This is a genomic window from Mucilaginibacter sp., assembly GCF_039935595.1.
Lineage (GTDB): Bacteria > Bacteroidota > Bacteroidia > Sphingobacteriales > Sphingobacteriaceae > Mucilaginibacter.
Genome location: NZ_JBDTJZ010000159.1, coordinates 16,241 through 37,419, shown reverse-complemented (window position 1 = coordinate 37,419; position 21,179 = coordinate 16,241). Strand labels below are relative to the sequence as shown.

Sequence of the window (21,179 nt, the reverse complement as noted above, 5' to 3'; positions counted from 1 at the left end):
CTAAAAAACATTCAGGTGCCTATATCGGCGGTGTCTACCTCTTCCCATTCCGAACAGAGAAGTCAAGCCCGCCAGAGCCGATGGTACTGCGGTAATACGTGGGAGAGTAGGTCGGTGCCAAATCTTATCGCCTTAAATGGCGGTTATAACCCCTCATCTTTATTGATGAGGGGTTTTTTTGTTGAAAATAATTCCCCGAATATTATACCATTCTCCCGCCTTGAGGGAAATTCACCCCTTAATATTAAATAATAGTTTGTTTTTGGCGGCTTAACACACAGGAAATACAACGGCTGTATTTTTGTATAATTTAATTGTAAAATTATTGTGGTAAAGTAAAATATAAATTATATTGCCTTACCTATTTAAGCAAAAAGATTAGTAAAAATTTAACGGTACTATTATAATGCACAACTTATTTTTTAAGGCGCTATTTAATAAATTGGCTTTGGCTGTTTTATTTGTTTTATGTAATTGCTGTGTGTTTGCGCAGTCTGTACCATTGCCTAATGCTTTTTCACATAATGATTACGCCCATAAGCGACCTCTGCGTGATGCCCTTGCAAATGGATACACCAATATTGAAGCCGATGTTTTTTTATTTGACAACAATTTGGTAGTTGCCCACGTTAATCCATATTTCAAATCTCATCGTAAGCTTGAAAACCTTTATTTAAAGCCATTGCTTCAACAGATTATTGACAACGGTGGCCATGTTTATAAAAACTACGATCATCCCATCACCTTATTAATTGATATTAAAAGCGAAGCTAACATTACTTATGAGGCGTTAAAGTCACTGTTAGAGAAATACAGGGATATTTTAACCAGCTACGATAATGGTGTGGTTAAAGAAGGTGCTGTAACCATTGTATTATCGGGCCATAAACCTTACTCGATGTTGGAAGCAGAGAACAATCGCCTGGCTTTTATCGACAAAGATTTAAGGCAACCCACCCGCGATACTTCAGTAACAAATGTGTATACCATGGCCAGCTGTAAATACTCGAAGCTGATAAAATGGAATGGCTATGGCATGTTTCCGGAAAGGCAACGTGAAAAGCTGGTGACTTATGTAACCCAGGCCCATGAGCACGGCGAGAAAGTACGGCTATGGGCATCGCCCGAAAATAAGGTGGTATGGGGCGAACTGCTTAAATGTGGGGTTGACCTTATAAATACTAACAAATTAGTGGCACTCAAACAATTTTTAATAAACACCGAACATCCCGCCGAATTAAAGGATCCCCTGAAGGCTGTAAGCCTTAATTTTTAAATTTTGGTTTTACATTAAAAACACTATTAAATGACAGTTTAATTAAACTGTTGGCGTGTTACTGCTGTTACTTTGTGCTATATTTAAATCACAACTATGACAATGAATATAAGCGGTAAACAAATAATAGGTAATACATTATCAGGTAATGGTATTGATACCTTTCAAAGTTTAATAAAAAACAACGATGGTATAGCTTATACATTTCATGAAGCAACAACCGCCGAAATTGATGAGGCTATTGAGTTAGCCAACCAGGCTGCACCCATCTATAAAAGACTATCCTACACCAAACGCGCTGAATTTTTAGATAAAATTGCCGACGAGATCATCGCCGTAGGCGACGAATTAATAAATATAACCCGGCAGGAAACTGCCTTACCCCAAGGTCGTTTATTAGCCGAGCGGGATAGGACAACCAACCAGTTACGATTTTTTGCTAATATATTGCGTGAAGGATCGTGGCTGCGGGCTATAATTGACCTGCCCGATGCAGCAAATCCGGCTAAGTCAGATCTGCGCCAAATGCAGATACCTTTGGGCGTTGCAGGTGTATTTGGGGCCAGTAACTTTCCTTACGCATTTTCTGTTGCCGGTGGCGATACGGTATCGGCTTTGGCTGCCGGCTGTCCGGTGGTACATAAGGCCCACCCCGCCCACCCTGTAACTGCCGAGTTGGTTGCCCAATGTATTATTAAGGCAGCTCAACAAACCGGTATGCCCGAAGGTGTATTCTCTATGGTGCAAGGGGTTACTTATCAAACAGGATTACATATTGTTGGTCACCCGCTGGTTAAAGCGGTAGCGTTTACTGGCTCATACCAGGGTGGTAAAGCTTTATTTGACGCTGCGAACAAACGCCCTGAACCTATCCCGGTTTACTCAGAAATGGGCAGCATTAACCCGGTATTTATTTTGCCGGGTATTTTAGCCGAACAGGGCACCGATCTGGCAAAGTCGTTAGCACAGTCAAACCTGCTGGCAAGCGGACAGTATTGTACCAACCCTGGTGTGGTTGTATTGCCTGATTCGGATATTGCGGGGCAGTTTATGGATGATTTTAAATTGGAAGTAGATAATGCATCAGGTGGCACTATGTTATCTGATAGTATATATAAGTCATACACACGCGGTACAGAGAAACTATCAAACCACGAGGGTGTTGAGGTATACGCAAAAGGTACCGGCGAACATGATACCGCCGCTGTACCGCATATGTTTAAAACTACTGCAGGCATATTTTTTGATCAGGAGGCTTTGAGCGAAGAATATTTTGGCCCGGCATCGGTACATGTAGTTACCAAAAATAACGACGAGGTTTATAAAATAGCCCGAAACCTGCGCGGGCAAATTACAGCCACCATTTGGGGTAATGAACAGGATTTAAAAGATTATGCCGAATTGCGCTATATTTTAGAGGACAAGGTTGGCCGCTTATTGGTAAACGCTACACCCACCGGTGTTGAGGTTGCTAATGCGATGGTGCATGGCGGGCCGTTCCCGGCTACTACAAATGGCGCAACCACTTCTGTGGGTGCTACGGCAATTTACAGGTTTACAAGGCCGGTATGTTACCAGGGACTGCCGGATAGCAGTCTGCCGGAGGCATTACAAAATAGTAACCCATTAGGTATATTAAGGTTGGTTGATAATGTTTATACGCGCAACACTATAAGCTAAAGCGCAAATATCCTGGTTTCGTAAGTGTCTACATCGTTTCCAAACCTCATATTTTCTTTTACCAGTTTAAATAGTTCGGCCCGGGTGATGTTTTTGCCCTTTTTTGGAGGCAATATCACAGTGGGCGGCACCGGATCGGTTGTTACTGTTTTAGCTGTCCATATTACGTTTTCGTGAGGTAATGCCAACTGTAGTATCATGCCCGGCAATCCCCAAAATGATTCGGGGCCGCCGCTTACGCCAATTTCGTCGGTATAAAATGCTACTACGTACACAGAGTCAAGTATCAACCCGTTGGCGCGCCGGCATTTAAAACCGGCAATTTCCTGAGTTTGGTCGGTTAACCGCCAGGTTATTTTGCGTGTGGAATCTTTTACTATAAAAAGGTTACCATACATTTCTTTTTGAGCTATGTTGGTATTGGTTGCAAAATCAGTGTAAACAATGTTTTGCTGTTTGTTAATAGGGTTGCTGTAAAAATCCAATCCTTGACCCAGTAAACGGTCAACAGGTGTAAACAGGCTTTTATCATTATTAAAAACCAGGGTGCTGGTTAATGTTGCAAACTGTGGGTATGTTTTTTTGTACTTTTCGTAATCATCCAAACCATACTGGGTGGGCTTGGCTCCTAATTCATTCTTGGCAACGGCATATAAGTTTATCCGTTTCTCAAACGTAATGGTGCCGCTGGTTATTACCTTTACCTGGGCAAACAGGTTATTCGTGGCAAATAAAAAACAGCCGAATATTATAAGTTTGTTTTTCATAATTAATTGGTTGTAGCGGCAGTTGTACCAAATTTGCTAAAATCCCATGTTATGTTAAATATAAAATAACGCATTATGGAGTTGTAGGTGTTTTGCGTAAAGCCGCTGGCATTTACAGTTCGTATATTTTGATTTTGGTTAAGCAGGTTATTGCCGGTAAGCGAAAATTTAAGGTTGTCGCCTTTAAAAAATGTTTTGATTAATGATGCGTTCCACATTTTGTAATAAACAGCGGGAGCACTTTTCACGGCGGCCTGGTAGGTATAATCTATGGAACTGCTTATCTGAAACTTGCCGGGTAAATAAATAGCTCCGCCTCCATATACAGTTAAACCAGCCGAGTTATAATTATTTGATGGCAGCAAGGTTTGTGTATTAAACGAATAGTTTGGCCTTATCTCCGCGTAAATACTATATTTTTTTTCGATATACTTATTTACGTACAATGAAACACTATAATTTCTATTGGTAGTTGTATTTAATACATTATTGCTGTAACTAAACATAGTTGAGCCGTTAGTTGACGCGCCTAACTCAGTAGTTACTCCTAAAATTTTGCGCTCATAATCCGTTGAAAGCGAGTAATTGGTAGGTGTTTTATTACCGATGTTAACATACTGGCTAACTGATTTACCTGTAGCAGGGTCAATATTTATACTACTAACAATGGCATTTTCTATAAAAGAATAGTTGCCATATATAGAAAAATATTGGGCGGTAATCCGCTGGCTTGAACTAAAGCTGGTATTAAAACTATGCCTGAATTGTGGCGAAAGATTAGCATTGCCAATAGTAATGCTTAATGGGTTTGAGTTATCGCGGATAGGCTGTAATTGGTCAACAGTTGGTTGGGTATTATTGCCGCTATAGCTAAAGCTGTACCTGGATGAAGGGCTAAAACTATGCTGGAACCTGGCCTGCGGCGACCAGTTGATAAAGCTTCTTTTAAAAACAACGCCTGTATATTGATTTATCTGATCATAGCCAACTGCTGATGCTTTGGTACCAAAGTTTACAACCCCATCGGCATATTTATAATTAAAAATAGCGCCGCCCTGGTTGGTTAACTGGTTAAATTTAAAGTTATTGCTATAAGTAGCATCAAAAGCATCGTATTTTCCGGCTAAAGATTTGTTAAATGATTCTTTATCGGATAAGCTGTTATTGAGCCCAAGCCCGTAATTAAGTGCTACAGTCCATTTTTTGGTTAATGGTTCGGTATAAACCAGGTTACTGTTCAATACCGAGCTTGATACGTTGGTTGGCTTATACTGATCGGTGACTGTATCTTTAGCATTTACCGGCGTAAATATATCCGAGTATACATAGCCATCTGTGTGGGTACTGTTATATGATTCGCTAACGTTCCATGATATCGTGCGCCCAACTTTAGCAAATTTTTTATTGTAAAGTAAAGTGGCATTCAACGTTTTTTGCTGGGCGGTGCTACTATTGTTTAAAGTGGTACGGTTAAGTAATGCGCCAGTACTATCCCTGGTTGTGCTAAAGTTGTTTGACCGATTTTCGGTGTTTTTTAGCATTCCATCAACACCAAACTTAAAATTAGTATTGGTATTAGGGATATTTTGATAAGTAAGATCAGCCTTTTGCCTGAAAGTGTGGGCATATGAATCCTGATCTCTGTTAGTAGTTTGCGAGCTGCCCGGCAAGTTTACCTGCGATAGCGTATTTTGGGTAGTATTAAGCGATAACGAACCTATGCGATAGTTGGTATTAATGGTTGATTTATCGTCATTAAACTTAGTATCATAATGTGCACCACCTGTACGTGCCGATGGGAAGCCCACCCTGTTATAACTTGATTGGTCAAGTGCGTCGCCGCCTGATGTTTGATAGCTATTACCGTCGTCCAAAACTACCGTAGTGAGCGATGTTGTACCCAGGCGGTCGTTATCAGCGTAGCCCAGGTTATTTTTGCCGTCGTTTGAGGCGGTGCCGTAAACAGAAACTTTATATTTCCCTTTAAATTTATTAAACAAGGCCTGTCCCTCATAATAGCCATCGGTGCCTTTACCAACGTCCACTTTGCCAAACATGCCATTCTTTTTATCTTCTTTAAGCTTTATGTTAATGGTTTTTTGTTTAACCCCATCATCCACCCCGGTAAAAGTAGCCTGGTCGCTTTTTTTGTCATACACCTGCACTTTATCAACCATATCCGCGCGAATGTTTTTGGTGACCAATAATGGGTCATCGCCAAAAAATTGTTCGCCGTCAACCAAAAACTTAGCAGTTTCGCCCTGTACAGTTACCTTACCATCTTTATCTATTTGTATACCCGGAAACTGCCTCAGCAGATCCTCCACCTTATCATTAGGTTGTATTTTAAAGGATTTGGCATTGTATTCGGTGGTATCACCATTTATTTTAACACCAAGGGTAGCGCCTTTAATGATCACCTCATTTAATAAGCGCGATTTAAGCTCCATATTAATATTGCCCATGCTATGGGTGGTGTTTGCACCGTCAAGCGATATAGTTTCAACATAATCGGCACACTCAGGATAGGTCACCAGTATAAGATATTTACCTGCAGGCAAACCGGTAATGGTAAAACTGCCGTCAGCCGCGCTGCGGGTATATTTTTTTAAAATAGAATCTTTGGGGTTTAAAACGCTTATAGGTGCATTATGCAACTTAATTTTCATTACGCTATCACCAACAGAGCCTTTGATAGTATAGGTTGTTTGCGCCATTGACGTTATGGTGCATAAACATAGGGCAAGTAAAGCCGTAATTGTGATCTTCATAAAGTTAGGTTAAAGGCAATACTTTCATATTGCCTTTTATAGTTGTGAATATGGTTTAGACTAACTTAAAATAAAAGGTTTAATGCTAAAGCAAATAAATCTTCATCTCATATGGCCCGGCCGACCCCCAGTTTTTCATCGCGACTTTTAATTTAGCAGCCAGATCTTTATTATTGATAACCTCGCCTTTTTTGGGAGGTAATATAGTAGCAGGTGGTATATCTTCAACAGTAACTTTGGTAGCTGTCCAAACTACGTTTTCATGTGGCAGCGCAACTTTTAATATCATCCCGGGTAAACCCGAAAATGATTCAGGGCCGCCGCTTACCCATATCCTGTCCGTATAAAAGGCTACTACATAAACCGAATCTAATATTAAGCCGTTAGCACGCCTGCAGGTATAACCTGCCACATCCTGCGTCTCATCTGTTAAGCGCCAGGTGATTTTACGCACACTGTCTTTAACCAAAAACAGATCGCCATAAATCTCTTTTTGCGCAACAGAACTGTTTGCTGTAAGATCAGTATAAATGGTATTGAACTGCTTATTAATGGGATTGCCGCTAAAGTTGTTTATAGGCTTATCAGGTGTAAGGGGGGTAAATAATGTTTTATTATTATTGAATATCAAGGTGCTGTTAAGCGTGCCAAATTGTGGCGTTTTACTTTTATAGTCGGCTAATATTTGTTTATACACTTCAGTAAAACTACCCTCGCCCAATTCGTTTTTGGCAACGGCGTGCAAATTAATTCGCTTTTCAAATTCAATTTTGCCGCTGGTAACAATTTTGTTTTGCTGGGCAAACAGCTTGCCGGTTAATAGCAGGCAGGTTATGGTTATGATTAGGTTTTTCATGGTATTAATTTTTTTCTGCAGTGGTTCCAAATTTGGTGAAATCCCAGCTTACAGATAACATAAAGTATCTTTTAATAGTATTATAGCTGGTTTGCGTAATGCTGGTAAGGCCGGGATATCGTTGTACCTGATCCTGGTTTAACAGGTTATTACCTGTAATTGATATCTTAAGGTTATCACCTTTCAGGAATGTTTTATTTATTGACGCGTTCAACATATTACTTGTCAGCGCGGGTACACCTCTTACAGGAGGCTGGTATGAATATCTTATATCCGATGCGATCTGGAACTTGCCCGGCAAATATAGAGTGCCCGACGATGATATATTATATCCTAAAGGACTATTGTTACTGGCTGGCTGTACCGAATAAGTATAAATTGAGTATTGAGGGCCACCGGATACTGAGAAGCTATATTTTTTTACCTCGTTTTTTTGCAGGTATAAAGTTGCATTGTAATTGGTTTGTTTATTGGTACTTAGTATATGATTATTGTAACTATAACCAATATTGCCTGAAGCTGAAAGACTTAATTCTACTGTAGCACCCAATACCCTGCGGCTAAAGCTGCTGCCGGCTCCAAAGTTATAAGGGTTTTTGCTGGTTAGATTAACAGGCTGGTTGGTTTGTATGCCGGTTAATGGGTCAACAGTTACGCTGGTTATAATAGGATTTGTAGTAAACGAATAATTGCCCCTAAATGATATATATTGGCCGCTTATGGTTTTACTTGCACTGTAGCTGGTGCTAAAATTATGTCTGAATGATGGCTGAAGATTGGCATTACCTACACTGATATTTTGTGGATCGGTATTTATCTGTATTGGCTGTAACTGGTCAATAGTTGGTTGTGTAGCCGCCCCGCTATAATTGAAACTATAGTTGGTTGACGGGCCGAACCTATACCTGAATACAGCCTGCGGCGAAATATTGATAAAGCTACGTTTGCCAACATTGCCGGTAAGCTGGTTAGTTTGCGTATAGCTTACATCAGATGCCTTCGCGCCAAACGTTAATGTGGTTTTATCGCCCCGGTAATTGAATAAAGCCCCCAGTTGGTTGGTAAGTTGATTAAGTTTATAATTATTGCTGAGTGTTGGGTCAAAAATATTATAACCGCCAGCTCCTGGTGCAGATTGATTATACGATTCGCGGTCAGATACACCAGTGGTTATACCAAACCCATAGTTAAAGATTGCAGAAAATTTGGCTGTTAAAGGTTCAGAATAGGTGATGTTACTGTTTAATACCGAGCTTAAAGAATGTACAGGTTGGTATTGATTAAGCGTAGTGTCGGCAGGGTTTTTTGCGGGGGTTGTAATAACCGAATTTAGAAACCGCTTACTATCGGTTTGGCTAAAAGCCTCGCTCACGTTCCATGATAAAGTTCTGCGGTCTTTTTTAAATTTTTTATTGAACAGGAAACTTGTGTTAAATAATTTTACGTCGCCATTTGTTTTTTCGCTTCTAACCTCTTTGCTTAGCAATGAACCAGTATTCAGGTTTTCATTTGTGGCTGTCAGGTCCAGGGTGTTGTCTGTACTTTTTATTGTCCCGTCAGCCGTAAATTTTAAGGTGGTATTGGCGTTAAAATTATTTTGATAGATCATGTCGGCTTTTTGCCTGAATGTATGGTTGTAGGTGTTTTGTGACGATACTCTGTGGGTTGACAGATTGGTGTAATTTGCTTGCTGATCCTGATCCTGCGTAGTGTTAAGCGATAAAGAGCTTATCCGGTAATTGGTATTTATACTTTCTTTATCCGCGTTCCATTTGGTATCATAATGTGCACCTGCTGTTGCTGCGTGCGGTATACCGCGCCCGCTATAGGTGGAATTATCATAGTCGTCCCCGGTGCTTATAGAATAGCCTACCGCCCCGTCACCAAAATCAACCATGGTAGTTGAGGTAGTACCCAGTTTACTGGCGTCCTCAAAACCTAATCCATTTTTACCAATGTTTGACGCAGTACCGTAGACAGATAATTTATATTTGCCTTTAAACTTATTAAACATGGCCTGGCCGTCATAGTACCCGTCGTTACCAAGGCCTCCTAAAACTTTGCCAAAAACCCCGGTTTTCTTATCCTCACGCAGTTTTATATTAATGGTTTTGGTGGTTTTACCATCATCAATGCCGGTAAACGCGGCCTGGTCGCTCTTTTTATTATATATCTCCACTTTATCAACCATATCCGCCCGCAGATTACGGGTAACCAATAAAGGGTCGTCGCCAAAAAACTCTTCGCCATCCACCAATACTTTAGGTACTTTTTCGCCCTGGGCGGTAATTTTGCCGTCTTTATCCACCTGCACGTCTGGCAACTGTTTTAACAGATCCTCTACCTTATCATTAGGTTGTATTACAAAGGCCCTTGCGTTATATACGGTAGTATCGCCTTTGATTTTTATAGCTGTTGCCTCACCCTTAATTACAACCTCCTGTAATAATTTTGCCCTGTCCTGTATATTTATGTTGCCGAAATTATGCGTAGGGGTGGCCGCGCTGATAGTAAATTTTTCTTCATAGCTGGCATAATCAGGGCAGGTAACCCACAGTAAATAAATGCCGGGTTTTGATATTGGTAAGCTAAATGATCCATCAGCCCCCGTATGTGTAAAGGTTTGCAATATTGAATCCTTAGCATTTAATATAGTAACTGTTGTAGTGAGTTTTGCCTTGGTTAAAGTGTCAATAGTTGTGCCCTTAATGGTGTAGGTAGTTTGCCCGTAGGAGGTAATAGTGCAGATTAAAAGCACCATAATTGCGAGTATGGAAATCTTCATGTGTTAGGTTTAAGTTAGGCCAATATAAAACTATAATTTTAGTACCACAACGGTTTTAACAAATATTAACATAATTGTTACGGACAATTCGTAGAAACTGCCATAACTGTTAATTAACCCGGGTTTTCTTATAAGAATAGTTTATATTTTAATTAAAGTGCAATCATTAAATAGCAAATAACCGCTGTGGCTTAGTATATGGTTATGATTGGTTATTTTTTGGCGAGTGTATATTCGCCGGTAAAATAGGTGGGCGATGATATAAATTTCATATCATTCATTGAAGGTGCACTTGTGCCTGGTGATGTAATACGTATGCCGCCTTCAATGTACTCTATTCTTGCACCCTCAACACGGGTTGAGCCATTTAAGGTTATAGTATAACTAAAGCTTGATTGAGGGCCTATAGCCGGTTTAAGGTATTTAAGCGGCAGCGCCAACTCATAGGTATATTGCTTTTTATCATCAAAAGCAGCCATAGGCTTAATTTTATATTCGTTATATATAGATATAAGCGTATCATCAATTGCTTTGATACCCGATAGCTTTATCTCTTTTGATTTTTTTGCAAACTCTGTATTAAGGTCATATATAAACAGGTCATAGTCTAATTGGCTTAAATCATCTGTATTGATGCGTAAGTTGATGTTTGGTGCATTTTTACTGTCAAATACCGGATAGCTAATAGTTATTTGTTCGCCCTTCTTGCTTTTTTCAGGCGTATTTATGGCAAAGGTTATGCCCCCTGCAATTATTTTACGTGCAATTATTGGCTCAGTAGCCTGTATAATTAAGTACAAATTGTCGTTATCATTTGCAATGGTATAAAACACCTCTGTAGCTTTGTTATAAGCCTGGAATGTGTTGCCCCACTCCGTTGTTTTTCCATCAATTTTTACATTGGTTGGTGCAAATAAAGCTGTTTCCTGTTTATTGGGTAGTTTTTGCGCATTAACTGTTAGGCTACACACCGTCGCATAAAGCAATAGGGGGGCTTTATGCCCAATTTTGATTGAGATTTTCATTGAAATTGTAATAAGGTTTAGGTTGTAAATTATTTGCTTATAACATACATTATTGCTGGGTTACGGTTTTTGGGATCAGGGCTGGTTATTTTTATTTCGGTAACATTACCGACAGGTAAACCCTGTAAGCCTAGTAACACATAACCACTAAATTCTTTTCCGTTAATATAAAGGTCATTCATTACTTTGTCTCCAACATAAACAGCATTTTCTACAATTTTAAAATTTGGAAGTTGCTTTATGAGGTCAATTAAAGATGCATCTGGGTTTACCTTATAATCTTTAGCTTTATAGGTAACTGTATCTACCGGATAGCCGGCAATTCGGAAATTCCTAAACGACATGGTTTTTTTAGCAGTATCGTTTGGTGAAAACCACCCCAACTGCGGGTAAAAACTAACACCACCACCCCCATGACCGGAAGTATTATTAGGGGGGCGCCGGTAGGTTGGTGAATTTAAGGTATATAAAACTTTGTACTTATTTTGATAAAGCATATCCGGGCGATATGCTGCCGACCCTGTTCTTTTTAATGATGCGATAAATGGTTGTGAAAGTGCTTTATATTCATCTTCGCTATAAACTTTGCCGTCAATTAAGAACCCAACTTTATCATCCGGTTCAATCCTTTCTACATATTGCATTGCTGATCGCCTGTGTATGGTATCGTTTAAGCTTATAAAATCGTAATGTACACCATTGTCATAAGTTAGGGTGCGCCGATTGTAAAAAGGTAATTGTGCTGTTTTATTTTCCAGGTACAGGTTTTCTTTTTCATGCGGCGTCATGTAAATTATCTGGCCGTCTTTTGTTTCTAGTTTTACATCTATCACATTATTGTTAACATTTAAGCTCGATGCTACAATACAGCGGCGACTTATTTGGTATAAAATATCACTTGGATATTGCTTATTATCAATAGTAACATTAATTTTTGCAGAGAGCGGCACGCTAAGATGAACCACATCACTATACCGTACGCTATCCTTTGCCGGTGATAATATATTGTCAGATTGACCTTTAGTACTTTCGGCAGTTATTTTAACACTGTCTGCGTTTAGTATGGCAACCGGTAGTTGCACAGGCGTGTTTAATTGCGTTATAATATTTTCCTGTCCTGTTTTAACAGCAGCTATTATTTTTTTTGTGGATCTTACCAGGCTAAAATTTTTAATATCATCCTTTTTAATATTAGCGAAGGCCACGCAGCTAATTACAATTATGGGCAATACCAATATATAAACCACTCTTTTAACTTTGGCTGATGGCCGGTTAAACAGCATTACGATACGTTTTTTTAGCGGCACCTTGCTAAAACTATGGTACAGCATCCCCTGGTTGGCTACTGATAAATGCAGCAGCAAATCGGCATATTTATTTTTATTGGTTGAGCGGGCTATTTCACGGTCAACTTCAAATTCGTGGTTCTCTTCCATCGACCGGGCGTACAGGTAAACAAAGGGGTTAAACCACAAGATGATCTGCACCAGCTTCATCAATATCCTATCAGCCGAATGGTATAGCTTTACATGCAGCATTTCGTGCGCTATGATCTGCTGCATCTCATCCGGGCTTAACTCATCATCATTTAAAAAAATATAGTTCAGGAATGAGCCGTTCGGTAAGTTTTTATCGCCACGCAAAATGTGTACGTTGCCTACACTACTTAATTTACGGAGACGCAGTTTTACAAAAAAGTTAATGAGCGTAACCAATAGGTGGGTAAATAAACCTGCAACCGCCAGCAAATAGGCATATTTTAATAATTGCATCCAGGTTAAAGGGTTTTCTGTTTTGATAGGCGCATCAACTATTGCAGGAGTGTAATAAGTTATGTTATTAAATGAACGTATATATTCTACCTGCTGCACTACCGGTATGGCCTCATATTGCTGATGCACCGTTATAGTTAACAACGGAATAACAAAACTTAGAACCAATGTAAACAGCAGGTAATACCTGTTAATGGTAAAAAAGGTAAGCCTGTTAAGCATTATATAATAAAAGCAGTAAAACAGGGCCAGGCAGGCACTTACCTGCAACAGATAAATAATGGCGCTCATAACTTTATTTGTTTTGGTTAATGATATCTTTTATTTTATTGAGCTCCTCGTTACTCAACTGCTTCTCTTTCAGCATAAACGAAAAAAGGCTCTCGGCCGAGTTATCAAAATAACCCGACAACATTTTTTTTAATGATTCTTTGCGGTACTCGCTTTTGGTTATCAGCGGGAAATATTCGTAGGTTTTCCCATAAGCCTTATAGCCCACGTATTCCTTTTTTTCCAGTATACGTACTACGGATGATATGGTGTTGTAGGGTGGTTTTGGCTCATCGGGCATGGCGTCAATAATGTCCTTCACAAAGCATTTTTTTAGCTTCCATATTATCTGCATTACGCGTTCTTCGGTTTTGGTTAACTCTTCCATAAATCAAACTTAAAACTTATTTTTCAGTTTTACAACTGTTTTTTCAGTTATATAACTTTTTCATCAGTTATTTATTGCGACAGCGCATAAATTTGTCTGCTTTACCCCTTTATAATGGCTTGTTTATACAGCCTGCACATCTTTTAAAACAAGTACCTTGTTAACACGTTAAATAATTAATCAATACCAACCGTTATGTTTAAAAACACACCTGCGTTTAGCGGCTTTGCTGTTGACGACATAGAGAAAGCAACAAAATTTTACAGCGAAGTGCTGGAGCTGGAGGTATCAAAACCAATGGGGCAATTACAACTGCACCTGGCAGGCGGGCATAAAATATTTGTATATGCCAAACCCAATTATGAACCGGCTAATTATACCGTGCTTAATTTTGAAGTTGATGACGTAGATGCCGCGGTAGATGAACTAACCAAACGTGGCGTTAAGTTTGAGATTTATAATGAGGGAACATTAAAAACCGACGAAAAAGGAATATCTCGCGATAGCCGCGGCCCGGTAATAGCCTGGTTTAAAGATCCGGCAGGGAATTTTCTGTCGGTGTTGCAGCCGCGTTAATTTTGCTTTTTGCATCCAGGTCGCTCATAAAAGTAGTTAGTTCGCGGGTAAAAGCATCCAGATCAAGCGCAGATATTTTAATAAATCCAACCAGTTTTTTTAAGATCCTTGGTGTTTTCAGATAGGTATTAAGTAAGCCCGCAAGCCCAAGGATATTGGCAACCGGCTGCCTTACTTTATGATGGGTCATAAACATCATTTCTTCTAACCCCTTTATATGCTCTTTTAAAAACTCTTCGGTTTTTTTAATTTTGTTGTATGCAATGCTTAACTCGATGGCGCGCTTTTCTTTTTCTTCGTTTTGGTAAGCTAATTCTTTATTTGCAATGATGAGTTCGGCGGCGCGTTTCTCTTTCTCCTTATTTTGATAGGCTAATTCTTTATTAGCAATGAGCAGTTCCTCAGCGCGATTATGTTTTTCGTCGTTTTGATAGGCTAACTCATTGTTAGCAATGATAAGTTCGGCAGCCCGTTTTTCTTTTTCCTTATTTTGAAAGGCCAGCTCCTGATTCGCAATAATAAGTTCCTCGGCTCGGCGTCCTTTTTCCTTATTTTGAAAAGCTAACTCTTTATTGGCGATGAGCAACTCATCCGCACGATTTTGTTTTTCTTTGTTTTGATAGGCAAGTTCTTTATTGGCAATGATGAGTTCGGCGGCGCGTTTCTCTTTCTCATCATTTTGATAAGCTAATTCTTTGTTAGCCACAACGAGTGCCTTGGCTCTCTTTTTTTCAATTTCATTTTTCAAAACAGGAGCGGGATTAGCAATAGTTAGCGGCACAAATATATTTCAATTTACAAATTATATAGTAAGCATCAACATCAAATAGCCAGTTTAACTATTAAAATCGTTATAAGTATGATTTTAGCCCCTTTAGATAGAAATTTAACTTGAGGGCAATAGTAAATTAAGAAGCGACACGTAAAAGTACAATATTAGGCGGTGGTATTATACGGCTGCAATAGCCGCTTCGCTATTTACCAGCTCATGTAATGCATTATTCTTTTGTATGGGGCCCATCATAAACCACACTACAAGCATACCTAAAACAGCTATTGCTCCATACATAATAAACAGGTAGTTATAACCTGTAAGTATATTGCTTGTGCTAAAATGACCCAACATGATTCCGGATAGTGACTGGAATAATGCTCCGCCTAAACCTGTGCCCACGCAGCCAATACCCCATACTGTTGCCGCAGAACTTTTGGGAACAACATCCGCAGGGCAAGCCAACGAATTAGCGGTATAGGATGTATAGCCAAACCCCGCCATACCAAAAAGCAACAATGCCGATAATGGCGACGTAACTAAAAATGGCGCTGCTAAAAAGGCTGCTGCCATTATACCCGCCGACAAGCAAACTGATAATTTGCGGGCTTTAGGGATGGGCATGCCCTGTTTTATAACAAACTGTGTAAAATAGCCGCCAATTAAATTCCCTATATCTGATATAATAAAAGGTATTACAGCAAGCCATCCTATTTGTTTTAGGGCCAGATGATGCACATCAACCAGATAGCGGCCTATCCAAAAGGTGATGAAATACCAAACAGGATCCAGGAAAAATTTGGACAGAAAAAACGTTCGTACAAAACGGGTTTTTAAAAGCTCTTTGTAGGGTACCTGTTTGGCCTTTATTTCGGGGACAACCTGTTTAGGCGTGTAATATATAAACCAAAAGGCAGCAAGCCATAAATACCCTAACGCAGCCAATAAAATAAAGGTGGTTTGCCAGCTATAGCTAATGGCTAAATAAGCTACCAATGGGGGTACTATGATAGCGCCCAATGCCGAGCCGCTATTAAATATACCTGATGCTGTCGATCGCTCTTCCGGCGGAAACCACTCGGCAGTAAGTTTAAGCCCTGCCGGCCAGTTACCCGCCTCGCCTATACCTAAAAAAAAGCGTACTATACCAAACTGTATAGGCGTAATTACAAAAGCATGGAACAGGCCGGCAGTTGTCCAGAATGCCATGCATAAACTATAGCCTAAACGGGTTCCCAGTTTATCAATAACGTAACCCGAAAAAGCATTGGATATCATGTAGGCTATAAAAAAAGCCGTACCAATATAGCCAAAAGCTTCATTTGGTATCAGGTGGCGCAACTCGCCGTCGGCACTAAGATAGTTGAACGACAGGCGATGCACATAATTAAGCACCGTGGCCAAAAAGGCCAACCCTATCATTACCCACCGCATACGCGATGGTTTTATACTACCTGTGATTGCTTCCATGCGGAGTAGTTGTTTATATAGATTTTATCTCCACAAGTTCTTCCGGCTCACTGCTTATTTTTATGGGGTTTTGCAGCGCCCTGCCCATACCGTCCCATTGTACCGTCATCAGGTCGTTATGCTGCAACAATAGTTTAATACTATAACTAAAAGCATTAGTGCCTAAATAATGAACATGCACCTGCAAAGGCATGCGGTGTCCCTCATATTTAAAATGATGGTATTCCAAATTAGCCAGACTATGCGCCATATTGTTTTCGCCGGTGGTTGCTACCGATTCCCATAATGTTTCGTTGCCGCGGCTAACACTAACTTTTCCGTTTAGTTCTTTAAAATCAGCATCAATTACCAGCTCCGGACCTATAGAGCATTGCCTTAATTTTGAGGGTGCCAGATACAGGTAATTCTTTTTTTCCATCACATGATCAGAAAACTCATTGCCGGTGCAAAAGCCTACGCGGTGAGGCTGGCCATTTTTATCAATTATATATAATGCGGCTACTTCAGGCTCCTCGCCGCCATCGTTTCCGTAAGGTGGTACTTCAAGCGGCTCGCCATGTGCTTTAAGCATATAGCCGGTACCTTTATAAAACCACTCGGGCTGTACACCAATTTTTCCAGGTTCGGGATTACCGCCTTCAACTCCCCACTGGTAAACTATAAGGCTATCAGTAGGTTTAACATCACCATCCTGGTGCATTGCCTGCCTGCTCATGGCGCTGCTTTTATGGGTAAGGCCCGTGCCTGATACTATGCAATTCATCGGGTTTTCCGGATGGTCAAAAGCGGGCAGCAGTTTCCACTCGCTTTGGCCATTGTATATTTTATCGTAATCCAGTTTATTGGCCGATAGGTTATCGGTTATTAATTTTTTTAACGGGATGCCTGTATCAATGGCACCAAGCGCCATTTCATATACCGACGAAAAGTTATTGATTAGAATCAGGTTGGGTTCATCAACCAAAGCAACGGCCCTGCCTGAATTATTTTTTAGTTGTACTAAACGTGTGTTTGTCATATTGTATATTATTGTGTTGTCCAACCGCCATCAATTGATATACAGCTGCCGGTTACAAATGCCGATGCAGGGCTTGAAAGGTACAGCGCCAGGCCGCCAATTTCGTGCGGCTCGGCCCATCGGCCCATCGGTATTTTGTTCATAAAAGCCTGGTATTTTTCAGGGTCATTTAATAAAGGTAAATTTAACTCGGTAGCAAAGGGGCCGGGCAGCAAGGCATTAACAGTAATGCCATCTTTAGCATATTCCATGGCCAGGGCACGGGTTAATTGTAAAATAGCACCCTTGCTGGTAGCATAAGCCGTACGCTCTGGTATAGCGGTTACCGATAGCATACTACCTAAGTTAATTATGCGCCCGTATCCATTTTTTTTCATCCAGGGCAAAATAGCCCTGCTTACCAGCCATGAGCCACTTACGTTTACCTGCTGCACTTTATTAAAATCTTCCAGCGACATATCCTCAATTTTACCGCGAATGTTTATGCCCGCCGAATTAATGAGGATATCGATCTTCCCAAATTCGGCAATTGTTGTTGATACCGCATTGTTTACGCTTTCTTCGGAGGTAATATCGCAGCTAATGCTAATACACGGTACACCGTAAGTTGAATTTATTAATTGTGCGGCTTCCTTATTAGCATTCACATCGCGCGAAATGATAGCAATGCTAGCCCCCGCTTCGGCTAACGCTTTGGCCATTGCCAAACCCAGACCACGGTTACCGCCGGTAATAAATGCCGTTTTGCCGTTCAGTTTAAACTGATCTAAAATACTATGTTCCATTAAGGGTTATTCTATAATTTTAAAATGTTCAAGACCCTCGGTTTTTAAGGTAAGGCCCATGCCCGGTTTATTATCGTCTAACTGTAGTTTGCCATTCTCGGCTACAGCTTCACCATCAAATATGTACCAAAACATTTCGTTACCTACTTCTATTTCGGTTTGAGGGAAGTACTCCGCCATTGGCGATGCAAACGAACTCATTACCACATGCAGGTTATGCATTTGCCCGCCATGTGGTATTACTTCTACGCCATGCTGATAGGCCAGGTTGCAAATTTTTTGAGCCTCGGTAAAACCACCTACACGATTTGTATCAAACTGAAAAATATCCAGCGCGTCGGCTTTCAGTAAATCATAAAAACCAAAACGGGTGTACTCATGCTCGCCGCCCGATAACGGTATATCAGTGTATTGTTTAAGCTTGGCAAAGTTGTGTATCTCGTCGGGCAGTAAAAGTTCTTCGGCCCAGCGCAGGTTATAAGGTTCCAGCTCTTTTAAAAATTGTTTGGCATAAGCATAATTAAAGCCCATATATGCTTCAAGCATTATATCTACATCATCGCCAACTGTATCGCGCACTACCTTCACCATTTCTACGTTTTTACGCATCCCGGCAATGCCCTCAGTAAGGGGGTAGCCGCAACGCAGCTTCATCCCGGTAAACCCTTCGGCTTTATAATGCGCGGCTTCCTGCTGCAGGCTATCAAGGTTACGAGTGTATAAACGACTGTAATAAGTTGGGATATATTCTTTGGTACGGCCCCCCAATAACATAAATACAGGTTGGTTGGTTATTTGTCCCTTAATGTCCCATAAGGCAATATCCAAGGCACTAATGGCTGCTATTACGCTTCCTTTGCGCCCATACGCTACTGACGAACGGTACATTTTTTCGTACAGGTACTCGGTATTCATGGGGTTCTCGCCAATAAGCAGCGATTTTAACTTAGAATCGATGATCAGCTTGGTCACATCAGGTGATAGGCCCGCGTTGCCATAGCCAATATGGCCCTCGTCGGTTTCAACTTCAACTACCAGCCAGCTAAAAAAGCGATAAGCTGCCTGCGCGTCAACCTGAAAAGGTAATAAACTTACGGGCGTGGCAAAAACCGTATCGGTGGTTTTTACCGGCCCGTTCCACTGGTATAATTTGGTACGGATAGATTTTATTTTCATTAGTTATTATATGTTGCTTTGTTTTTTACCATGTTAATTGATATAGGGCTACGCTATGGCTGGGTAAGCTAACGTCAATAGTTGCCTGCCCGCCTGTAACCTTTATTTTTTGAGGTGCGCCCATTGTTTGCAGTTTACCTGCCTTTTGTAACTCCGCTTTTTGCTGTATGGTGGGGCTGCTTGGCGACCCCATTTTTTTCCAAACCGCATAGGCATTGCTGTGCTCATCATCAATACGATACTGCTTTACGGTGGCGGTGGCAACAGGTAAGCCGGCCAGTTTTATTTTTACCGGGCTTGCTGGTGCCGCAGGGTTATTGTCGTCATGGTAGTTCCAAACCAGTACGCTGGCCTGGTGCTTATCAATAGTGGCCAGCGCGTTAATATCAGGCTGTGCACGCACGCTCGAATCTAAAATACGCTGGGCAGTATAAGCCAGGTTTTGTTTTACTTCGGCACGGTTACCTTTCATCATCGAGAACATGCGGAAGGTATTTAAAACCGGTTTATCAACACCCTGGGTGGCCAGTTCACGGTACCCTTTAAATATCGGCTCGTTCTCAAAGGTAAAGGCCCAGGTAACTATACCACGCAGGTTAACGCCACGGTTGGCAGCTATATCATAAATACGGGCAATAGCGGCGGCTTCATAGCTGGGATATATAGTGCCGTTACGGTAATCATATTGCGGGCCCACGCAGGCCGCGCACGATTCAGGGTCGGCTTCGCCAATTATAATGGGTAATTTTTTTAGGGTAGGATAGGAAGCAACTATTTTAAAACCATTGTCAATATCACTCAACTCCTGTTTCATATTCATGCGCATAATGCCATTAACCAAACGGGTGTTTCCTTTGGCATGAAAGGTAATCAGGTCTAAAGGCGATCCGGTTTGGCCTGTGGCGTAGTTTTTACCGCTCACTACGTGAGTTAAAAAAGCTTTTAAAAAGGCAGCTGCTTTAGCACCGCTTGGGCTGGTGGTTTCTGGGCCGCCTAATGTAGCTGTAGGCAGGGCCCGTTTTACAGCGTCGGCAGTATAGTCATACAGTTTTATCAGATCTTCGGTGCTGTCTTTCCAGTAATAGGTAATATCGGGTTCGTTCCATAGTTCCCAATTCCATTTTTCTACTTCTTTTTGGCCGTATCTGTCTACACTGTGTTTTACCCAGGCATACACCAGATCGCTCCATTTTTTATAATCTTTTGGCGAGTATTTAACGCCATCAGCTTTATAATAAGGGTCCGGGTGGGTTGACAGCGCCTGTGGCATAAAACCTATTTGTGCGATAGGGTGCAGGCCCCGGCTAACAATCACATCAAAAATGCGGTCAATAATGGTCCAGTCGTAAACCGGGTTGCCGTCCTTATCTTCGGTATAAACATTGGTCGATCCCCATTTTAGCGCCGGTGTACCATCCCCGGTAACCAGTAGGTGGTGCATACGGATGTTTACCGGCACTTTGGTCATCTGCGATAGCTCGGTAAGCAACTGCTGGCCATTGGTCATATAGGTATAATTAGGCTCATCATAGCCAAAATTGGCCCATATAGGGTCTAACGGTGCCGATTTATTACCCAGGTTTATATCAATGGTTACTGGTTTAGCTGTCGGTGTTTGCGATTGGGCTGAATAGCCGGCTATGGCAAACAATAATAGCATAACCAGTTTATTAGGATGCTTCATATCAGGAATTTTTATAATTATAAATAGATGTTGGCTTGATGGTCTATATAGCCAAAGCTAATAAAATTATCTTCTTGTATAAAGTTCTTAATAATTGCTTTAAAGATG

At 40.9% G+C, this 21,179-nt stretch carries 16 protein-coding genes and 1 rRNA gene; 4 read left to right on the top strand and 13 right to left on the bottom strand.

The window, feature by feature from the left end; translation table 11 throughout:
- Positions 1-11 precede the first annotated feature (11 nt).
- From rrf to ABI367_RS10825, 3 genes are all read left to right on the top strand, one after another.
- Positions 12-123 (top strand): 5S ribosomal RNA (gene rrf, locus ABI367_RS10835).
- A gap of 283 nt (positions 124-406) precedes the next feature.
- Positions 407-1,276 (top strand): phosphatidylinositol-specific phospholipase C/glycerophosphodiester phosphodiesterase family protein, encoded by an 870-nt coding sequence (locus tag ABI367_RS10830; RefSeq protein ID WP_462230631.1) that lies wholly within the window; start codon positions 407-409, stop codon positions 1,274-1,276.
- Positions 1,277-1,372: 96 nt separating this feature from the next.
- Positions 1,373-2,956 carry an aldehyde dehydrogenase (NADP(+)) gene (locus ABI367_RS10825; RefSeq protein ID WP_462230629.1) on the top strand — a complete coding sequence of 528 codons (1,584 nt, stop codon included), beginning with the start codon at positions 1,373-1,375 and terminating at the stop codon, positions 2,954-2,956.
- On the opposite strand, the gene ABI367_RS10820 is transcribed toward ABI367_RS10825, so the two are convergent.
- The 7 genes from ABI367_RS10820 to ABI367_RS10790 all read right to left on the bottom strand — a co-directional run bounded on the left by ABI367_RS10820 (position 2,953) and on the right by ABI367_RS10790 (position 13,590).
- Entirely contained in the window at positions 2,953-3,723 is a 771-nt protein-coding gene (locus ABI367_RS10820) for a GLPGLI family protein (protein ID WP_462230627.1), read from the bottom strand. The two genes, ABI367_RS10825 and ABI367_RS10820, sit on opposite strands and share 4 nt — an antisense overlap.
- A gap of 2 nt (positions 3,724-3,725) precedes the next feature.
- Complete coding sequence (locus ABI367_RS10815) at positions 3,726-6,494, bottom strand: TonB-dependent receptor (protein ID WP_462230625.1); 2,769 nt, start codon at positions 6,492-6,494, stop codon at positions 3,726-3,728.
- An 85-nt stretch (positions 6,495-6,579) separates the two neighbouring features.
- Positions 6,580-7,350, bottom strand: a complete 771-nt coding sequence (locus ABI367_RS10810) for a GLPGLI family protein (RefSeq protein WP_462230623.1) — start codon at positions 7,348-7,350, stop codon at positions 6,580-6,582.
- A 4-nt stretch (positions 7,351-7,354) separates the two neighbouring features.
- Positions 7,355-10,135: a TonB-dependent receptor gene (locus tag ABI367_RS10805; RefSeq protein ID WP_462230621.1), complete on the bottom strand. Its 2,781-nt coding sequence runs from the start codon at positions 10,133-10,135 to the stop codon at positions 7,355-7,357.
- Positions 10,136-10,347: 212 nt separating this feature from the next.
- Positions 10,348-11,160, bottom strand: coding sequence for a hypothetical protein (locus ABI367_RS10800; protein ID WP_462230619.1), 813 nt, complete (start codon positions 11,158-11,160; stop codon positions 10,348-10,350).
- Between the two features lie 29 nt (positions 11,161-11,189).
- Positions 11,190-13,223, bottom strand: a complete 2,034-nt coding sequence (locus ABI367_RS10795) for a M56 family metallopeptidase (RefSeq protein ID WP_462230616.1) — start codon at positions 13,221-13,223, stop codon at positions 11,190-11,192.
- A gap of 4 nt (positions 13,224-13,227) precedes the next feature.
- Complete coding sequence (locus ABI367_RS10790) at positions 13,228-13,590, bottom strand: BlaI/MecI/CopY family transcriptional regulator (protein WP_462230614.1); 363 nt, start codon at positions 13,588-13,590, stop codon at positions 13,228-13,230.
- A gap of 195 nt (positions 13,591-13,785) precedes the next feature.
- Here ABI367_RS10790 and ABI367_RS10785 point away from each other — a divergent pair, with 195 nt between their 5' ends.
- Positions 13,786-14,166, top strand: a complete 381-nt coding sequence (locus tag ABI367_RS10785; protein ID WP_462230612.1) for a VOC family protein — start codon at positions 13,786-13,788, stop codon at positions 14,164-14,166.
- Here the strand turns inward: ABI367_RS10785 and ABI367_RS10780 are convergent.
- The 6 genes from ABI367_RS10780 to ABI367_RS10755 all read right to left on the bottom strand — a co-directional run bounded on the left by ABI367_RS10780 (position 14,120) and on the right by ABI367_RS10755 (position 21,071).
- Positions 14,120-14,914 carry a diguanylate cyclase gene (locus tag ABI367_RS10780; RefSeq protein WP_462230610.1) on the bottom strand — a complete coding sequence of 265 codons (795 nt, stop codon included), beginning with the start codon at positions 14,912-14,914 and terminating at the stop codon, positions 14,120-14,122. The genes ABI367_RS10785 and ABI367_RS10780 overlap by 47 nt on opposite strands.
- A 201-nt stretch (positions 14,915-15,115) precedes the next feature.
- Positions 15,116-16,408 carry an MFS transporter gene (locus ABI367_RS10775; RefSeq protein ID WP_462230608.1) on the bottom strand — a complete coding sequence of 431 codons (1,293 nt, stop codon included), beginning with the start codon at positions 16,406-16,408 and terminating at the stop codon, positions 15,116-15,118.
- Between the two features lie 13 nt (positions 16,409-16,421).
- Positions 16,422-17,426, bottom strand: coding sequence for an AraD1 family protein (gene araD1 / locus ABI367_RS10770; protein ID WP_462230605.1), 1,005 nt, complete (start codon positions 17,424-17,426; stop codon positions 16,422-16,424).
- 8 nt (positions 17,427-17,434) lie between these two features.
- Positions 17,435-18,211, bottom strand: coding sequence for an SDR family NAD(P)-dependent oxidoreductase (locus ABI367_RS10765; protein ID WP_462230603.1), 777 nt, complete (start codon positions 18,209-18,211; stop codon positions 17,435-17,437).
- Positions 18,212-18,217: 6 nt separating this feature from the next.
- Positions 18,218-19,387, bottom strand: coding sequence for an enolase C-terminal domain-like protein (locus tag ABI367_RS10760; RefSeq protein WP_462230601.1), 1,170 nt, complete (start codon positions 19,385-19,387; stop codon positions 18,218-18,220).
- Between the two features lie 25 nt (positions 19,388-19,412).
- Positions 19,413-21,071 (bottom strand): GH39 family glycosyl hydrolase, encoded by a 1,659-nt coding sequence (locus ABI367_RS10755; protein WP_462230599.1) that lies wholly within the window; start codon positions 21,069-21,071, stop codon positions 19,413-19,415.
- Positions 21,072-21,179 lie beyond the last annotated feature (108 nt).